14 protein-coding genes and 1 pseudogene are annotated in these 17301 nt (G+C 39.5%); 10 read left to right on the plus strand and 5 right to left on the minus strand.

The window, feature by feature from the left end; genetic code table 11:
* Positions 1-11: 11 nt before the first annotated feature.
* The 3 genes from dctP to CU633_RS16930 all read left to right on the plus strand — a co-directional run bounded on the left by dctP (position 12) and on the right by CU633_RS16930 (position 2712).
* On the plus strand, positions 12-1286 hold the full coding sequence (gene dctP / locus CU633_RS16920; protein ID WP_101661761.1) for a C4-dicarboxylate transporter DctP: 1275 nt from the start codon (positions 12-14) through the stop codon (positions 1284-1286).
* A gap of 248 nt (positions 1287-1534) precedes the next feature.
* Positions 1535-2092, plus strand: coding sequence for a shikimate kinase (locus CU633_RS16925; protein WP_101661762.1), 558 nt, complete (start codon positions 1535-1537; stop codon positions 2090-2092).
* A 188-nt stretch (positions 2093-2280) separates the two neighbouring features.
* Positions 2281-2712, plus strand: a complete 432-nt coding sequence (locus CU633_RS16930; protein WP_101661763.1) for a PTS sugar transporter subunit IIA — start codon at positions 2281-2283, stop codon at positions 2710-2712.
* Between the two features lie 136 nt (positions 2713-2848).
* Here CU633_RS16930 and tatA read toward each other — a convergent pair whose 3' ends face one another.
* The 4 genes from tatA to tatC are packed head-to-tail and all read right to left on the minus strand — an operon-like array spanning position 2849 to position 6307.
* Complete coding sequence (gene tatA, locus CU633_RS16935; RefSeq protein ID WP_101661764.1) at positions 2849-3055, minus strand: twin-arginine translocase TatA/TatE family subunit; 207 nt, start codon at positions 3053-3055, stop codon at positions 2849-2851.
* Positions 3056-3078: 23 nt separating this feature from the next.
* Positions 3079-4797, minus strand: coding sequence for a GMC family oxidoreductase (locus CU633_RS16940; protein WP_101661765.1), 1719 nt, complete (start codon positions 4795-4797; stop codon positions 3079-3081).
* A 19-nt stretch (positions 4798-4816) separates the two neighbouring features.
* Positions 4817-5581 carry a gluconate 2-dehydrogenase subunit 3 family protein gene (locus CU633_RS16945; RefSeq protein WP_257958934.1) on the minus strand — a complete coding sequence of 255 codons (765 nt, stop codon included), beginning with the start codon at positions 5579-5581 and terminating at the stop codon, positions 4817-4819.
* A 15-nt stretch (positions 5582-5596) separates the two neighbouring features.
* Entirely contained in the window at positions 5597-6307 is a 711-nt protein-coding gene (gene tatC / locus CU633_RS16950) for a twin-arginine translocase subunit TatC (RefSeq protein WP_101661767.1), read from the minus strand.
* A gap of 350 nt (positions 6308-6657) precedes the next feature.
* Between tatC and CU633_RS16955 the strand changes: the two genes are divergently transcribed.
* The 5 genes and pseudogenes from CU633_RS16955 to CU633_RS16970 all read left to right on the plus strand — a co-directional run bounded on the left by CU633_RS16955 (position 6658) and on the right by CU633_RS16970 (position 12113).
* A complete protein-coding gene (locus tag CU633_RS16955) occupies positions 6658-6939 on the plus strand; it encodes a hypothetical protein (RefSeq protein ID WP_101661768.1) in 282 nt (93 codons plus the stop codon).
* A gap of 544 nt (positions 6940-7483) precedes the next feature.
* Positions 7484-8503: pseudogene (locus CU633_RS23660) on the plus strand (cache domain-containing protein); the annotation flags it as partial.
* Positions 8498-9445: a methyl-accepting chemotaxis protein gene (locus tag CU633_RS23665; protein WP_374703384.1), complete on the plus strand. Its 948-nt coding sequence runs from the start codon at positions 8498-8500 to the stop codon at positions 9443-9445. The pseudogene CU633_RS23660 and the gene CU633_RS23665, both read left to right, overlap by 6 nt.
* Positions 9446-9680: 235 nt before the next feature.
* Positions 9681-10562 (plus strand): ABC transporter permease, encoded by an 882-nt coding sequence (locus tag CU633_RS16965; RefSeq protein ID WP_257958935.1) that lies wholly within the window; start codon positions 9681-9683, stop codon positions 10560-10562.
* A gap of 570 nt (positions 10563-11132) precedes the next feature.
* Positions 11133-12113, plus strand: a complete 981-nt coding sequence (locus CU633_RS16970) for a GGDEF domain-containing protein (RefSeq protein ID WP_101661771.1) — start codon at positions 11133-11135, stop codon at positions 12111-12113.
* Positions 12114-12182: 69 nt separating this feature from the next.
* Here CU633_RS16970 and CU633_RS16975 read toward each other — a convergent pair whose 3' ends face one another.
* Positions 12183-13052 carry an EAL domain-containing protein gene (locus tag CU633_RS16975; RefSeq protein ID WP_101661772.1) on the minus strand — a complete coding sequence of 290 codons (870 nt, stop codon included), beginning with the start codon at positions 13050-13052 and terminating at the stop codon, positions 12183-12185.
* A 354-nt stretch (positions 13053-13406) separates the two neighbouring features.
* Here CU633_RS16975 and CU633_RS16980 point away from each other — a divergent pair, with 354 nt between their 5' ends.
* The gene (locus CU633_RS16980) at positions 13407-14516 is read left to right on the plus strand and encodes an HD-GYP domain-containing protein (protein WP_101661773.1); all 1110 of its coding nucleotides are present in this window, start codon (positions 13407-13409) and stop codon (positions 14514-14516) included.
* A gap of 445 nt (positions 14517-14961) precedes the next feature.
* The gene (locus CU633_RS16985) at positions 14962-17097 is read left to right on the plus strand and encodes an ATP-dependent Clp protease ATP-binding subunit (protein ID WP_101661774.1); all 2136 of its coding nucleotides are present in this window, start codon (positions 14962-14964) and stop codon (positions 17095-17097) included.
* The last annotated feature ends 204 nt before the right edge of the window (positions 17098-17301 follow it).

Raw genomic sequence — 17301 nt, forward strand, 5'->3', positions numbered from 1 at the left:
GAGGGGTTTAAATGAAGTTAAAACCGTTATTCAAGAATTTAACCTTTCAAGTTTTGACTGCAATTTTTATAGGTGTGATGGTTGGTCTGATCTGGCCTGGTGTCGGAAAAGAAATGAAACCAATAGGGGACACATTTATAAATGCGGTAAAAATGGTGATTGCACCGATTATTTTCTTAACAATCGTCCTCGGAATCGCAAAAATGGGCGATATGAAAAAAGTCGGCAAGGTCGGCGGAAAAGCGTTCATCTATTTTGAAGTCGTCACCACTTTAGCATTAGCAATTGGTCTCATCGTTGTTAATGTTGTAAAGCCCGGTGCAGGCTTGAATTTTAATGAACTTGAAAAAGGCGATGTCTCACAATATACGCAAAATGGCGGCGAGGGTCTTAATTGGATCGAGTTCATCACCCACATTGTTCCTCCCAATATGTTCGATGCATTTGCAAAGGGTGATATTTTACAAGTATTATTCTTTTCGATTTTGTTTGGAGTAGGTCTGGCAGCTCTTGGGGAAAAAGGAAAGGGCCTTATTGATTTCCTCGATAAACTGTCGCTCGTGTTCTTCAAGATTATCGGATATGTTATGAAAGCGGCTCCAATTGGCGCTTTTGGTGCAATGGCTTATACAATTGGCAATTTTGGGCTCGCCTCATTGGTACCGTTGGCTAAATTAATGATGTCCGTCTATATCACGATGTTCCTATTCATTTTTGTCGTTTTAAATATAATTTGTAAAGCATATGGCTTTAGCCTCTGGAATTACTTAAAGTTTATTAAGGACGAAATCCTGATCGTACTTGGCACAAGTTCGTCAGAATCAGTGTTGCCAAGAATGATGGACAAAATGGAACGTTACGGATGTTCGAAATCGGTTGTCGGGCTTGTGATCCCAACAGGCTATTCGTTTAACCTTGATGGAACTTCCATATATTTATCGATGGCAGTTGTCTTTCTTGCCCAAGTATTCGGTGTAGACCTGTCAATCGGGCAGCAAATTACAGTTCTCCTGGTGTTAATGCTGACATCGAAAGGGGCTGCCGGCGTGACAGGCAGCGGATTTATCGTCCTCGCTTCGACTCTGGCAGCATTGCAGGTAATTCCTCTCGAAGGGCTGGCATTGCTTCTTGGTGTCGACCGGTTCATGAGTGAAGGAAGAGCGATTGTAAACCTGATTGGAAACGGAATCGCCACTATCGTTGTGGCAAAAAGTGAAAAGGAATTTGACGAAACGAAGAGCGGAATGGCTATTTCAGAAATGAAGGACTTGCAAAAAGCTGTCTAAATAAAGAAGCTGTTGACCACTATGAAGGGTCAGCAAGCAATAAATCCCGCTGAGTAAGCAGCCTTAGGAAAATGCCGGCTGTTGCTTAGGGGGATTTTTTGTGGATTCCGAACGGGAGTCAGCCGCATGCACGCGTGAAAACTGGGTTCGTTCAATAAACTTGTGCTATTATTAATAGTATAAATTACATAAGTTCAACTTTTGATTTGAATGTTTTTTGACCGTATAAACCAGGGGGATTGAGTGGATTGCAGAACCGTGAAGTTTCGTTAAGAGAAAGAAGTATCGTGTTTATCGGGTTTATGGGTGTGGGGAAAACGACGATCGGCAAGCTTGTGGCTAAAAAACTTTACCGCGATTTTATCGATATCGATGAACAAATTGAAAAGGAATTCAATATGCCGGTTTCACAGATTTTTCAAAAAATTGGCGAGAAGGCATTTAGGGAAAAAGAGAAAAATTTAATCATTGAATTGTCCAAGCAAAAATTACATATTATCTCTGTCGGCGGCGGGGCTTTTTTACAAGAGGAAATCAGGGAAGCATGCCTGGCCTCCTGCATCGTTTTCTTTCTCGATTTATCCTGGGAATCATGGAAAGAAAGAATAAGCCTGATTATCGATAGCCGCCCTGTTTTACAAGGAAGATCAATTGACGATATAAAAGAACTGTTTTATAAGCGGCAAGAAATATATTCCACACACCATTCAAAAGTTCAAACAGACAATCACAACAGCGAGGAAGTAGCAGATTATATTGTAGATTCATTGAAACTGGCATGGGATTTATATGAGCCCAACAAATAACAGTTGCAGCAATTGATCCGGGATGTTCTCTCGTTTAGCCATTCTTCACATCACAAGGATTTCTTATCTCCCTGATCAGCCGCGTATGAACTGGTGAAAATGGCAAACGTTCAGATCGCTATCAATATGATATTGACCTTTTTGGAGAAACAAGTGAAATCATATAAATAAGAAAGTGAAGTGACGGGATGCTGCCTCTAAACGAAAATTTAATCTGTTTGGATGTTGAAGCAGAAACGCCGGTAGAAGCAATAAGAAAGGCAGGGGCGCTGTTAGTGCAAGAAGGTAAAGTGGAAGAGCGTTATGTCGATGCCATGGTGCAAGGGTTTAATGATTTTGGACCTTATATGGCTGTCGCACCATCAATTGCGATTCCGCACGCAAGACCGGAACAAGGCGTTCTTGAACAGAGTCTGGCCCTGATACGCCTTAAAAATCCAGTTTTTTTTGGACACCATAGCAATGATCCTATTAAGCTAGTCTTCGCTGTCTGTGGAACTGATGGAATGAGTCACACAGAAATATTGCAATTACTGGCCGCTGTATTGAGAGACGAGAAAAAACTGGAAATTATTATGCGTGCACACAGTAAAGAGGACATTATTTCAATTCTGGATTAAAGGGATAAATACAACATAAATTTTTCATTAGAGAAAAACTGGCACGGAACAAGGTTAAATGCCATACAGTTTCAATTATCGATTAAAAAAATGCTTCTGCCAGCAGTGTTGCTAATAAACTGGCAGAAGCATTTTTTTAAACGTTTTTCTTTTTTAGATCTGTTTGCTTTTCTTCTAATTCAAATTCAGACGTTACTTCGTCTACAACATCTTTAGTAGAATTTTTAAATTCTTTCAAAGTTTGTCCAACTGCACGCCCTAATTGAGGCAGCTTCGACGGCCCGAAAATGATTAAAGCAAGAATCAGAATGATGATTAAACCCGGTATACCGATATTCGCCATTGCTCTTCACCTCAAATAATCTATTAAACTAATGATCCGCCGTTAGCCAGGTATTTCTCAATTCCTTCAGCTGCACGGTAAGCCAGTGCTCCAACTGTGTTCGTTGGATTGTAACCGGAGTTATGCGGGAATGCAGAAGCTCCTGGTACAAACACGTTTTCACAATCCCACATTTGCAGATAGCTGTTTAACACGCTTGTTTGCGGGTTATCCCCCATGATCACTCCACCTGTATTATGTGTGGATTGATAGTTGCGAATATCGTAATCCTTAACATCTTCTCCACCTTTAAGGATATGAGTCGCACCCATTTCTTTCATAATTTCTTCGGACTTATCACCCATGAACTTCATCAGGTTGCGGTCCTGGTCTTTCCAGTTGAAAGTCATCCGTAATAAAGGATCTCCGAAAGCATCTTTATATGTTGGATCCAGATCAATGTAATTGTCCTGGAATGGCAAACTCGCACCTTGGGCTGCAATAATCAGGTTTCTATTTGCATAGAACGTAGATTTGTCCTTAAATTCTTTACCCCAGGTCGGTGTGCCAGGTGGAACCCAGTTGTTCGCAATCGGCCGGTCGCCAAGATGGGTGATATGAATCGTTGCCCCGTGCAGGAAATTTAAATTTGAATGGTCAAAGAAATCACCATTAAAATCGTCAATTTGTGCACCAAGTGCACCAGCGCCACCGTAAAGGTTGAATTCATTATCATCAAAAAATCCTCTTGCACGGCCAAGGTATGTTTGGTAGGCATAGTTTTTGCCGACAACACCTGTCCCAGTGTTTGGATCATATAGTTTACCCAATTGAGAGTTTAATAGAATCTTAATGTTGTTTAATTGATAAGCCGATACAACGACAACTTCAGCCGGCTGGATAAATTCTTCACCTGTGCGGGTATCCACATATAGAACGCCAGTAGCGCGGCCATTACTATGGATAACCTTCCGTACAACTGAATGTGTACGGACTTCGAAATTGCCTGTTTCTTTGGCAACAGGAAGAACCGTTACAATCGGTGAAGCTTTTGCGCCATATTCACAGCCGAAACGCTCACAGAAACCACAATACTGACATGCTCCGCGGCTGATGCCATCTGGATTTGTATAATTTTGTGACAGGTTGTTAGAAGGCATATGGTACGGATGATAACCAAGTTTTTTGGTTGCATCTTTAAACAACTTAGTAACCGGTGTTTCAATCATCGGCGGGTTTGGATACTCGATTTGCGGCGCATCTGGTAATGGATTCGGTTCACCCGATATTCCGGTCATCAAATCAAATTTATCAAAATAAGGCTTCAATTCATCATAAGTAATACCCCAGTCCTGCAATTGCATTCCTTGAGGGATTTTATCTTTTCCATACCGTTCAACCGTTTTTGAATATATTTCAAAATCGTATGGAAGGAAGCGGAATGTTTGTCCATTCCAGTGCATACCTGAACCACCGACACCGTCCCCGATTAGGAAAGAACCCCATTCACGGTACGGTAAAGCTTTTTGTTTCATGTTGTGGCGGAATGTGACGGTTTCCTTTGACATATCCTGCATCATTTCTTTGCGCTCCGCGTAACGCAGTTCGTCATGAGCCATGAAATAGTCTTCTGTAGAGCGTTCTTTTCCGCGTTCAATGCCAACAACTTTATATCCTTTACGAGCCAGTTCGGCTGCGATGATGCCTCCAACCCAGCCTACACCGACTACTACGATGTCCGTTTTTGGTAATTGTGTAGCCATTCTCTTTCACCCTTTATCCTTAATGTTTATGTTGAGAATTCAAAGCTTTTGGTTCAACAGCGACAAATTCATCTTTACCGAGATGAGTGTATCCAGCCTGGTGTCCAGGGAAGTTTTTCATCTTCCATCCGGACATATCTTTATTACCGCCATACATTGGATCCGCATAGGCACCTTCAATCGTCACCTTGCGCAATAAAGTAAAGAAGAATTTTGAAGTAACTGAACCATTGATTTTCACTTTATCCGCTTCAAAGTCTATTAAAATCTTAATCTGTTGCTCTTCTTCCAGTTCAGGAAACTTAGCTTTGAAACGCTTATTTGCTTCGTCGTTTAAAGCCATAATGCCAAGATCAAATATCTCCTGGCGCTTTAAGTGCGTTTGGTATCCCTGTTCAGGAACAGCTTCAGCAGGAGAAAATGGACCTGACATATATTCCTTCGTATTCATACCAAAAGGGCCAGCCAACTGGTGGTCAATATAGTAGGCAACAAGTAATTCTTTTGCGCCAGGACCGACTTCAGTTTTTGGGAAGATGACCTCTGCAGCTGCATCGATAACTTTAAATTGATCCGGAGTGAAGTACATTAAGGCCTGGTTAGGGTTAGAAGCCATCTCTGAATGATCCATGGCCGGCTTTGAAACCGGAGCGGCCGGCTTTTGACCAAGCAAGCTTCCAAGTGCGCCTCCGAGTACAACGCCCCCGACAGTCAGACCAGAATTCCGGATAAAGGTACGTCTTGTCGACTTGTTTTCTTTTTTTACAACTTCTTTTTCGGACAATGAAAATTCCCCCATCTATTTTCGTTTTAAAGACCAACTCGAAACTAAAATACTTATTTCAAAAAGTACCAGCAACGGGATAATAATCAGGAAATCAGAGATTAAATCCGGAGGCGAAATAAAAACACCTATAATGACCAGTACAAAATAAGCGGCTTTCCTCATTTTCCTCAAATAATTTGGAGTGATCATCCCCAACTTCGTCAAGAAAAGAACGACAACCGGCATCTCAAAAACAATCGCAACTGGAATAATAAGATTAAACATAAACGTAAAATACTGATTCATTCCATATGTTTCTGTTGCACCTATTGTTTGATTGATCGTTGACATGAACTCCATCATTAAAGGGAATAAGATAAAGTAACTAAAGCAGGCACCTGCTAAAAATAAGAAAAATGAAACGGGAATATAGAAAAAGGTTCCTTTTGCTTCTTCCACCGTCATCCCCGGTTTTACAAAAAGCCAGATTTGGTGCAGTGCAATTGGTAATGTAATTAGAATGGAAATGAGGATGGCGCACTTAAAATAAATAAGTATCCCATCCGTAAAACCAAAAACATTCCAATCTATGTCTACAGCTGCAGGCTGTGATTTTATAAAGTTTAATAACTTTGATGAAACACTAAAACCTATTCCTAAAGACACTAAAAACGACATTAGAACAATAATTAATCGTTTTCTTAACTCCGTTAAATGCTCCTCGAGAGTATATTCCTTATCCATTTTGTTTACCACCCGTTAATTATGTAGTAAATTCATCCTCCGCTCTTTTATTTCGATCAAGATTTTTATGTATTAGAATATCGATATAATAATAGTTGGAATTTTTACTTTTTAAAAATAACAAACCAAAGTATTTATGTAGACATTCTGGTTGCATAAAAAGCGATACATCGAAATAAAAGTAATGATTTTTCACAAACTTCAACAAAATATTACTAATTTCAACATAATTATAGTAATATAAACATATTGACATTCCAGTTTCTTGTATTATTATACTCCTCAAAAACTATTTGTAAATAAGTTATTTAACTTGTTTAAGTTATATTGTAATAGAAAGGAGGAAGATTATGAGTGAACAAAGCTTTATGACTGAACATAACAAATCAGAAATCAGGATGATGAATCAAATCCTGTTTGCCATAGTCTTAACTGCGAACTTTGGCTTTTATTTGTCTTTGGACCATGCACAATTCCCCTGGTTTACATACATGGGAGCATCATTAGGCTTATCAATCATTTTATTATGCTGGGCAGGAAAGAAATTTGTACTGTTTATTACTGCTTTGCTGGTATCTACGACAGTATTTTTAATCGTATATAATTGGAGTGCAATTTTTTCTGTCCACTAAGACTAAAAGCCACCCGGCTGATTATTTAAGTTGTTCTCCGTCTTTAAAAAATAATAAAAAAATATGTACGGATCTCAGATTGTATACAAACAAACAAATCAAAAGAAGGACTTTCTTGGTCATGATGAAAGTCCTTCTTTGCGTAATTTGAAGAGTGATCTTCTCAAGCGTAGGCGATAACTTCGCGTTTTTTATGGAAAATTTATTGACAATTGGATTTTATATATGTTTTAATCATAAAACCAGGCATATTTTCCTTATTTTTATAAATAAGGCAATTTAATTTAGTCTATATGTACTAATATAAAAAGGTGAAATTTATTATGACATCAGTGAACCTGTTGTACATAAATGAACAACACCTTTCTTTGTGAAGTTTTGTAGTTATTTAGTAGCGGACCTGCTGAAAACCAAACGCTTCCTGTTTCTGGATTATCCTCTAAAACAGCAAGCGTTTTTTTATATGGCAAAAGGGAGGAAGAGATTAGCAAAGAAGTATAATTCATCAAAGATATTTCAACTACAGAAAGGAACAGGATTACATATGTTTTCGTTTTTAAAATTCAACATCAAGAATAAACTTATCGTATCTTTTTCATTAGTTTTATTAATTCCAAGCATAGTAATTGGATTAATATCATATCAATCTGCAAAGGTTAAAGTTGAAGAGCAAATTCTGAATGCAGCCAGTGAAAATGTTAAATTAATCAATCAAAATGTAAATCTATTTTTCGAAGATAAAATGAAAGTGGTAAATTATTTATCTGGTTCTTTTACAAATGACCAGCTTGAACAATCACAAATTACAACCACTTCAAAAAAGCTTGGCGATTTTACTGAAATATATCCGGAAATTGAAAATGTCTATATAGGTACCCGTACGGGAGCTTTATTAAGCTCTTCTGAAAAGGTGTCAGGCGACCCTAAAGAAAAAGCATGGTTTCAACAGGCGGCCGATCATTCAGGAAAAGTGATTATTACTGACCCTGTCGAGGATAAAAGTTCAGGCCTGGTCACGATAACAGTGGCAAAAACGCTGAATGACAACAGCGGGGTAGTAGCTTTTGACGTTAATATTGACACTTTGGCTGCGATGGTCAACGAGGCGAAAATAGGTAATGAGGGTTACCCGCAAGTACTTGATAAAAATAGCAAGTTTTTGATTCACCCTAAACAACCGGTTGGTGCCGATGCTAATGGAGCAGAGCATAAATATATGTTTGAGCATGATTCAGGATCAACAGAATACATGCTGCAGGGCGAAGAAAAAAAGCTCATGTTTGAAACAAACAAATTAACGGGATGGAAAATTTCCGGAACGATGTATTCCTCGGAAATAGACGAGGAGGCCCGTTCGATTTTAGTAACGACGTTCATGGTTATTTTAGGGGCATTGATTGCTGCAGCGATATTAGTCTATTTTATTATCAAATCGATCAACAGGCCGTTAAGAAACCTAATCGCTGCAACAGAAAAAATCAACCAAGGCAGTCTCGATGAAAGGATTGAAATTACATCGCATGATGAATTGGGACAATTGGGACAAAGCTTTAATGCCATGGTAGATTCTCTTCGTTCCGTTTTAAGTCAGGTGAATAAATCAGCTAATACGCTGACGGCATCTTCAGAAGAGTTAACGGCAATCGCAGAACAAAGCAGCCTTTCCGCCCAGCAAGTCGCGGCAGCCACCCAACAGATTGCTGCGGGTGCAGATGAACAACTAAACAGCATTAATGGAGCGGCCACTGCCATTAACCAAATGTCTGCAGGGATAGAGCAGATTGCAGCAAACAGTGGCGAAGTATCCGAATTAACTCAACATACGTTACAAATATCCACTGATGGTGCTAACAGCGTTGAAGATGTGATCACTCATATGAACGATATTCATCAAACCGTTCAAAGTACGTCTGCAATTATCCAAAATCTTGGTGAGCGCTCCAAGGAAATTGTCGGGATTGTCTCCATCATTACCGAAATTTCAAGCCAAACTAATTTACTTGCTTTAAATGCGGCAATCGAAGCAGCCCGTGCCGGAGAACATGGCCAAGGTTTTGCCGTTGTAGCGGATGAAGTAAGGAAGCTGGCAGAACAATCGTCTGCTTCGGCACAACAAATCTCTGAACTAATCGGTGCGATTCAAAAAGAAACTGACCAGGCTGTTTCTTCAATGGTAATTGGTACTGAAAAAGTAGCAGACGGTGTTGTGAAAACTCAAAAGTTCGGAGAACTATTCCAAATGATTGAACAAGGGGTCTCCCTTGTCAGTGATAAAGTCCAAGAGGTTGCAACCTCTATTACACAGATGTCAGAAGGAAGCAAACAAATCGTCGAAGCGATTGAAGTAGTAAAAGGAGTAGCTGAAGAAGGAGCTACCACAAGCCAGCAGAACGCAGCAGCCAGTCAAGAACAGCTTGCCACAATGGAAGAGGTTTCAGCATCGGCGCAATCCTTGTCTGTATTGGCTGAAGATATGCAAACGACGTTAGTGAGATTTAAATTATAGAAGTAGAATGGTTGGTCGGCAACATTTAGCTTGAAAATTTACCAGGAAGCGGGTTATTCTTATCCGCTTCTTTTTAATTTGAACTCTTTGTTGTTGTGTTAATGTAGGAGAACACCCCAAAAAAACCGTTTCGCTTAATTAATTCGGATTATCGCTTAATTCCTGGATTTTTGGCGCAATTATTTCAATGAACGCTTAATTGTTGCTTGTTTCCGCTTAATTATTTTTTATTAAATTGTGCGGAGCAATTATTGTATCTACAGGGTTTCAAGAAGGAATGCTTGCAAATCAAACGCCGATTATCACTTTTCAGCATGTCCCAGAGTTCACTTCAATTTCTACGATTACACAAATTTTATCCAATAAGCTGGAAAAAATGAAACTTGAGGTTTTAGCTTCAAAAAAGTGGAGTGAATACAGTAGTGAGGCTTGGAAAGTGATGTTTGCCAGACTGGAAAACGCGTCGCAAACACAGCCTTTAGCTATTGATAAAATGAACATCAACACGAAAAACTCAGCACTGCCAATGAGCGGCATGTCGGCGAGTGCTTCGGGGTTTTCAATTATGTTTGTCATGATGATGATGATGAGTGTGACCGGAACGATTTTGGAGGCGCGGAAAAATGGAGTTTGGTATCGTATGCTCGCAACTCCTGCTTCAAGATTTGAAATTTCCACAGGTTATCTATTATCTTTCTTTCTGATAGGTTGGATTCAATTCGGAGTGTTGATGATCTTTACTCATTTTCTGTTCGATGTGAATTGGGGAGACCCGGTTGCTGTCATTCTATTAGTTTCAGCTCTGTTGTTTGCTGTCGTGGGTTTGGGCTTACTGAATGCAGGAATGGTAAACACGGTCGAGCAGCAAGCTTCAATCGGAAATCTGATTGTCGTTTCTACCTGTATGGTGAGCGGTGTCTACTGGCCGATTGAAATAGAACCGGTGTTTATGCAAAAAATCGCAGAATTTTTGCCGCAAACCTGGGCGATGAGAGGCTTCACAGATCTTGTCGCCAATGGAGGAACTCTCCTTGATGTGCTCGATAATGTTGCGATCCTGCTTGCATTTGCGTTATTGTTCTTGTTTTTTGGAATGAGCAGAATCCGATTTGAATAAATACCATTTATAGTGAATTTTTTAATTGGCAGGGGGAATTCTTTTGCCAATTTTGTTTTTTTAAAAAAATTTTCCATAAAATAGTTGTGTTCCATTATAAAAAAAGAGATACTTCTGTCATAGGTAAAAATTCATAATATAATTCTTATATTTTACATCTATTTTACAAACGATTAATATTAATACAGTAACTTATAAATAAGAGCATTTGATAATTTTTGGGATGGTGTTTATCCATGAATCAGCCTCGCATTTACATCCATCTGTGAAATTCATTCCTAACTCTAATTACACGTATTCCAGCCCTTATTTTTCATATCAGGACGGCTCAGTTCTTTGCCTTATAAAGTGTGGCAGGAAGGTAACAAGTTCATAGTCTAAAAGATAGTACTCATCCAGGCTTAGCAAAGTCGATGATGTTTTCGTTGTGCGATCATTTTAATAGAAAAGGAGTAATGTCCTACTTGAGAAATGTTTAAATATTGAGCGGTATGTCGGAGATTATGATTATCGGGGAAGACCAGAATTTCTTATAGAAAAAAACTCATATATGGAAATGAAGGTGTCTTAATGCACATAACTATTGGAGATATTGCAGAGGAAATTAAAACCGTAACTCCTTCAACAAAATGTGAGGAAGTCTACAGGATGTTTAATGAAATTCCATCATTAGAGGGAATTGTGGTATGCACGAATGAACAGCCAGTTGGATTGGTAATGAAAACCCATTTTTATCAAAAGCTTTCTACTAAATACGGCTTTGACCTTTTTATGAAACGAACCATCGACCTTGTCATGGACCAGGAACTGTTGACGGTAGATTACTCTGTGCCAATTGCTGAAGTCAGTGCGCTTGCGATGAATCGAAAACAGGGTAATCTTTATGACTGCGTTATTGTCACAAAACAGGACCGCATGTATGGGATTGTAAGCATACGGGAATTGTTAATCAAATTGTCAGAGGTACAAATTCACATTGCGCGTTACTCCAATCCGCTTACCGGTCTGCCGGGCAATTACGTCATTGAGGAAATTTTGCAGGAAGTGTTATCCTACAAGAGTTTTAGTGTCCTCTATATTGATATCGACTCATTTAAGGTCTTTAACGATACATATGGCTTTAGAGAAGGGGATGAATTAATTCGCGAAACAGCGAATATTGTAACGGAGACGATTCAAACTGCTGATAACGAACCTTCATTTGTTGGACATATTGGCGGAGACGATTTTATTGCAGTGATTCCACATTTTCAGCATGAAGAAATATGCAACTCAATCATCACTCGCTTTGACAATTCGATACGCCGCTTTTATACAAAGGAAGAATTAGAAAAAGGTTATGTGCAAGCTATCAGCAGACAAGGAATACTTGAAAATGTTCCCCTGGTAAGTATTTCGATTGCCGTGGTTCAAAATACAAATAATTCACTTGCAACAGTCGGGCAATTAAGCAAAAAAGCTGCCAAGGTGAAAAAAAGATGTAAGGCAATTAAGAAGAGTGTGTTTCTTACCCTTGAGGATTTGGATGAAGAGATCATTAAATCAGTCTAACGAAAAGCCCTTGTGATGTCCACAAGGGTTTTTCGTTTATCATGGATGATCATAGTTCTATAGGATTTTTCAAGCAAATTCTTTGTATATATGAGGGTTGGATATGGGTAAGCTTCCATTTATTAATGTTGGCTTCGGTTTTCCAAGTCCAAAGCCCTGGCCCATATGAACTCCAAGCTTCTGTAAAAACCTCAGTTCTGACAATGTCTCAATTCCCTCTGCTATTATCAACGTTTCGGATTGCTGGGCAAATTTCAATAACAGTTCGACTAAATGCTGTTGTGCAGGATGTTCACTGATATTTCGGATCAGAGATTTATCCAGCTTTATAAATTCTGGTTTTAAATAAACCAGCGTTTTCAAGCTGTTATATCCTGTCCCCGCATCATCTACTGCAATGCGAAATCCTTGGTGCCGGTAGTGTTCAATCATTCCTTCGAACTGCCTATAGTCAATGACTGCTTCTTTTTCTGTAAGCTCCAAAACAATCTGGTTTGGGGAAAGATTGTGTTTAGCGAGCAATTCCAGTGTTTTACCGCTTTGGTAAGCGGGATCTGCGAGCACTTGGGGCTGGATGTTAAGGAACACCAGTTTGTCCTTGTGAGATTGTGAACTTTTAATTTGTTCAGAGTACCTTTCAAGAGAAAGATTACGCAAGAAATGTTCGACCAGAAAGACGTCGCGGCTTTTACCCACATAGTCATAAAACTTTTCTGTAGTCGAGAACAGCGGTGTAGTTTGCGGGCGGTTTAGAATTTCAAATCCAATTGTCCGTCCTTTTTCTAGTGAAAGGATTGGCTGAAAAACAGTATTTACTTTTTCAGGTTGCATAAGCCTCTGGAGTTCTTCCTTTTTTTTAAATTCTTGAAAGAGAACATCCCGGTTCGACTTTAAAAAACCAAGGAAATTTATGCAATTCATCATTCGGTTATTTTTCATACGTTCACCTTGTTGAAAATTGTCGATTACATACTATTATTATAGTTCTTTAATCCCTTATCCTACTTTAAGTGTTTGTTAAATTTAAGTAAACACTGAACTATTTACCTGAGTTGGCAGTGACTAAGCCATTTTACAGAAGAAATATTCATAAAAAAAACTCCGCCGAACTCCTCGGCGGAGGGGAAAACAATCAAATGGCATCTATTAAAGAAAGATGGTAATAGAAAGCGAAGAGCTGTTCTATTTTATTTTTCGTCTTTTAATAGGTTAAAAGACCTATATTCTTATATGGTATAATGGATATACAATTTTAGAAAAAGGCATCCATTATATTTGGAGTGGAGAGAGCAAATGCGTTTAATCACGTTGGATCGATGTGAATCGGGAATTAAATTAGGTCAATCTATTTACAATCAAAACGGACAAATTCTTTTAGCTAAAGGAACCGAGCTGACGGATGGCTTAATTGAGCGGTTAAGAAAATTTAACATTTCTACAGTTTACATAGAGGATGAAGCATCAGAAGGAATTGAGATCATTGAGTCCATTCCGGCGGAGTTACGTACAGAAGCTGTGAATGTCATAACAGAAGGTTTAACAACCATTGCCGGTTTGCAGCAAAACACCGCAAATATTGAGGGAATGATTAAAAGCGGCAGAGCGATACGAAGTTTCCAAAAAATATTTAAAGATATCCTAAGTTGTTTAACCGAGAATCCTACTGCACTTAATTTGTTGGCAACGACAAAGGCCCATGATAATTATGTGTACACCCACAGTCTTAACGTAAGCATATATGCCTGCCAGTTGGCCCTGGAGAACGGGCTGCCGCTAAAAAACATTGAAGAACTCGGGCTGGGCGCAATGTTGCATGATGTGGGCAAGATGTATATCACACCGGAAATTTTAAATAAACCCGGAAATTTAACGCCAGAGGAATATGAGCATATAAAGACTCATACGGAGCTGGGATTTGACCTTCTCCGAAAGATTCATGAAATACCTTTACCTGTTTCTCATTGTGCGCTTCAACACCATGAAAGAAATGATGGTTCAGGATATCCGCGCGGTTTAAAGGGCGACCAAATCCATAATTACGCAAAAATTCTCAGTGTCGCAGATGTATTTGACGCAGCGACGAGTCACCGTGTTTACAGACCTGCAATGTTACCACATAAAGGGATGGAATTGCTTTACGCCGGGAGTGGCACCAAATTTGAAAGCAAGCAAGTTGAACTATTTAAAAATTGCATTGCGATCTATCCGCAAGGACTAACGGTGAGACTGAATGACGGCAGAACCGGAATCGTGACGAAATATAATTTTAATGCAGTTGGACGCCCTGAGATCAGAATTATCAGGGATGAAGATGACCAGGAAGTAAAACCATACGAAATTGATTTATCAACAAATGACAATTTAACTGTCGAGATTGTAGACGCGAATGCGCTGTTATATTGATAAGTAAAGAAAAACCCTACAAGGGTTTTTCTTTACTTCGAGAAGAGCTTCTATAATGGTGTCGCTTAAACAAGTCTACTTTTCAATTTGCGAGTAACTTCCCCTCCTTAATCACCTTTTATCCGCAATAAAAACATCTTATAGGAGTAAATTTCACAATGTAATAAGCTAGACCGAAAAACGAATGAAATTGTCTAAATGAACAGGAGTATGCCGTAGGAAACAAATAATACTATCTTAATTTTAAATAACTGTTCGTTTTTCAATTAAAGAATCGCTTTATGAAATTCATTCTATGGAACTAATTTTTTCCATGCCAAACAAACACCTTGAAATTATAGAAAATTAGTGTATAATTCAATAAAGGTCAAAGTTAGTCAAAGTCAAAATCAAAAATGATGACCATTAAAAATGATTCAATAACAATAAAAGGAGGAGTCACAGTATGTATTGTGAAAAATGTCATGAAAATCACGCTACTATTAAGTTAAGTATGAATGTGAACGGCCAATACCATGAATTAAAATTGTGCTCCACTTGCTATAAAGAAGAGCGTAATAAACTTGGTGCAGCCATGGGTGGCATGAATATCGGGAATAATCCATTTGAGGGGTTCTCTCATTCATTTAACCCGTTTGATACAGGAAAACAGCCAGAAGCAGGACGCAAACAGCAAAGCAGCGGCGGAGGATTGATCGGTCAATATGGACGCAATCTTACAGATGCTGCAAAAGCTGGCCTCATTGACCCTGTGATCGGTCGCGAAAAAGAGGTAAGCAGAGTCATTGAAATTTTAAACCGGCGAAACAAAAATAACCCCGTCCTGATTGGGGAACCAGGTGTCGGTAAAACCGCTATTGCAGAGGGCTTGGCTTTAAAAATTGCTGAAGGCTCTGTCCCGGTTAAACTCCGCAACAAAGTCGTTTATATGCTTGATGTTGCATCACTTGTTTCAAATACAGGGATCCGCGGCCAATTTGAAGAGCGCATGAAACAGCTGATTTCTGAATTGCAGGCACGAAAAAATGTGATTTTATTTATTGATGAAATCCACCAAATCGTCGGAGCGGGGTCTGCTGAAGGTTCAATGGACGCAGGAAATATCCTGAAGCCGGCGCTTGCACGCGGTGAATTGCAGCTCGTTGGGGCTACAACCCTTTCCGAGTATCGAAAAATTGAAAAAGATGGCGCGCTTGAACGCCGGTTCCAGCCGGTTCAAGTAGATGAACCGACTATCGAAGAAGCGATCGCGATACTGAAAGGCTTAAAAGAAAGATATGAAAGCTACCACGAAGTCACTTACAGTGAAGAAGCCCTTAAAGCAGCCGTTGAACTTTCACATCGCTATATTCAGGACCGCTTCCTTCCTGACAAAGCGATCGACTTGATGGATGAAGCAGGATCAAAACTCAACTTAACAATTGAGGGTGGCAATGAAGATCATATTAGAGAGCGCCTGGATCAAATTCATCAAGAGAAAGAAGAAGCACTAAAAGAAGAAGCTTATGAAAAAGCAGCTGCGCTTCGGGATGAAGAAGCAAACCTGGAAAAGCTTCTGCAGTCAGGACAAACCACAGAACGCCCGGTTGTATCTGTGGAAGATATTCAAAAGATCATCGAAGAAAAAACCGGTATTCCTGTTGGGAAACTCCAAGAAGATGAGCAGATCAGAATGGTCCGTCTTCAAGAAGAAATTGCCAAGAAAGTGATTGGCCAGGAAGAAGCAGTTAAAAAAGTAAGTAAAGCGATCCGCCGGAGCCGTGCCGGACTCAAATCGAAAAACCGCCCAATCGGTTCATTCCTGTTTGTAGGTCCAACCGGTGTAGGGAAAACCGAGTTATCAAAAGCGCTTGCTGAAGAGTTGTTCGGCGATAAAGAATCGATGATCCGCCTTGATATGAGTGAATTTATGGAAAAACACAGTGTGTCCAAATTAATTGGTTCCCCTCCTGGATATGTAGCACATGAGGAGGCAGGACAATTAACAGAAAAAGTTCGCAGAAACCCATATAGCATTATTTTAATGGATGAAATTGAAAAAGCACATCCGGATGTCATGCATATGTTCCTGCAAATTTTGGATGATGGCCGTCTAACCGACAGCCAGGGCCGCACTGTAAGCTTCAAAAATACAGTTATTATCATGACAAGCAATGCAGGCGTTGGTGAAAAACGCAATGTCATGGGCTTCGGTGCAAGCTCAGCCATTGAGGAAGCTTCAATCCTGCAATCGCTCGGAGGATTCTTTAAACCGGAATTCCTGAACCGATTTGACAGCATTATCGAATTCTCAGCATTAAAGAAAGAAGACCTGCTGCAAATTGTCGATATTATGCTGAAAGATCTGGATCAAACTCTCGCTTCACAAGGCTTAAGCTTGGAAGTTTCAAATGAAGCAAAAGAGAAATTAGTTGAACTTGGCTACGATCCTGCATTCGGTGCAAGACCGCTCCGCAGAGTCATCCAGGAACAACTAGAGGATGCGATTGCCGACTTTATCTTCGAACAACCTGAAGTAAAAGACTTCAAAGCAGTCGTTGAATCCGGTCAAATTAAAATTATTGCAGTCTCTGCTATATAATATTAAAAACGCCTCCCATGGCTCTGGCTGATGGGAGGCGTTTTTTTATAGGTTAGTGTGGAGAAAAAATCATAATAATGAAAGCTATTCATTTTCTTTTAATGAGTGAAAGGTGACCTCTTAACAACTAACCGTTTTTAGAGTAGAGTAGAAAACAGGAATTAGATATTGTCTTCTTGTCCTCGGGTTTCAGGGTGTTCCACC

Source organism: Bacillus sp. V3-13, from assembly GCF_002860165.1.
Taxonomy (GTDB): domain Bacteria; phylum Bacillota; class Bacilli; order Bacillales; family Cytobacillaceae; genus Bacillus_BJ.

What these genes read in the sequence shown, in the direction of transcription:
- tatC (WP_101661767.1), bottom strand. Translation starts at nt 6,307, where the DNA reads ATGGATAAGGAATATACTCTCGAGGAGCATTTAACGGAGTTAAGAAAA.
- CU633_RS16975 (WP_101661772.1), bottom strand. Translation starts at nt 13,052, where the DNA reads ATGAAAAATAACCGAATGATGAATTGCATAAATTTCCTTGGTTTTTTA.
- CU633_RS23665 (WP_374703384.1), top strand. Translation starts at nt 8,498, where the DNA reads ATGGTAGATTCTCTTCGTTCCGTTTTAAGTCAGGTGAATAAATCAGCT.
- CU633_RS16980 (WP_101661773.1), top strand. Translation starts at nt 13,407, where the DNA reads ATGCGTTTAATCACGTTGGATCGATGTGAATCGGGAATTAAATTAGGT.
- dctP (WP_101661761.1), top strand. Translation starts at nt 12, where the DNA reads ATGAAGTTAAAACCGTTATTCAAGAATTTAACCTTTCAAGTTTTGACT.
- CU633_RS16970 (WP_101661771.1), top strand. Translation starts at nt 11,133, where the DNA reads ATGCACATAACTATTGGAGATATTGCAGAGGAAATTAAAACCGTAACT.
- CU633_RS16930 (WP_101661763.1), top strand. Translation starts at nt 2,281, where the DNA reads ATGCTGCCTCTAAACGAAAATTTAATCTGTTTGGATGTTGAAGCAGAA.
- CU633_RS16955 (WP_101661768.1), top strand. Translation starts at nt 6,658, where the DNA reads ATGAGTGAACAAAGCTTTATGACTGAACATAACAAATCAGAAATCAGG.
- CU633_RS16940 (WP_101661765.1), bottom strand. Translation starts at nt 4,797, where the DNA reads ATGGCTACACAATTACCAAAAACGGACATCGTAGTAGTCGGTGTAGGC.
- tatA (WP_101661764.1), bottom strand. Translation starts at nt 3,055, where the DNA reads ATGGCGAATATCGGTATACCGGGTTTAATCATCATTCTGATTCTTGCT.
- CU633_RS16985 (WP_101661774.1), top strand. Translation starts at nt 14,962, where the DNA reads ATGTATTGTGAAAAATGTCATGAAAATCACGCTACTATTAAGTTAAGT.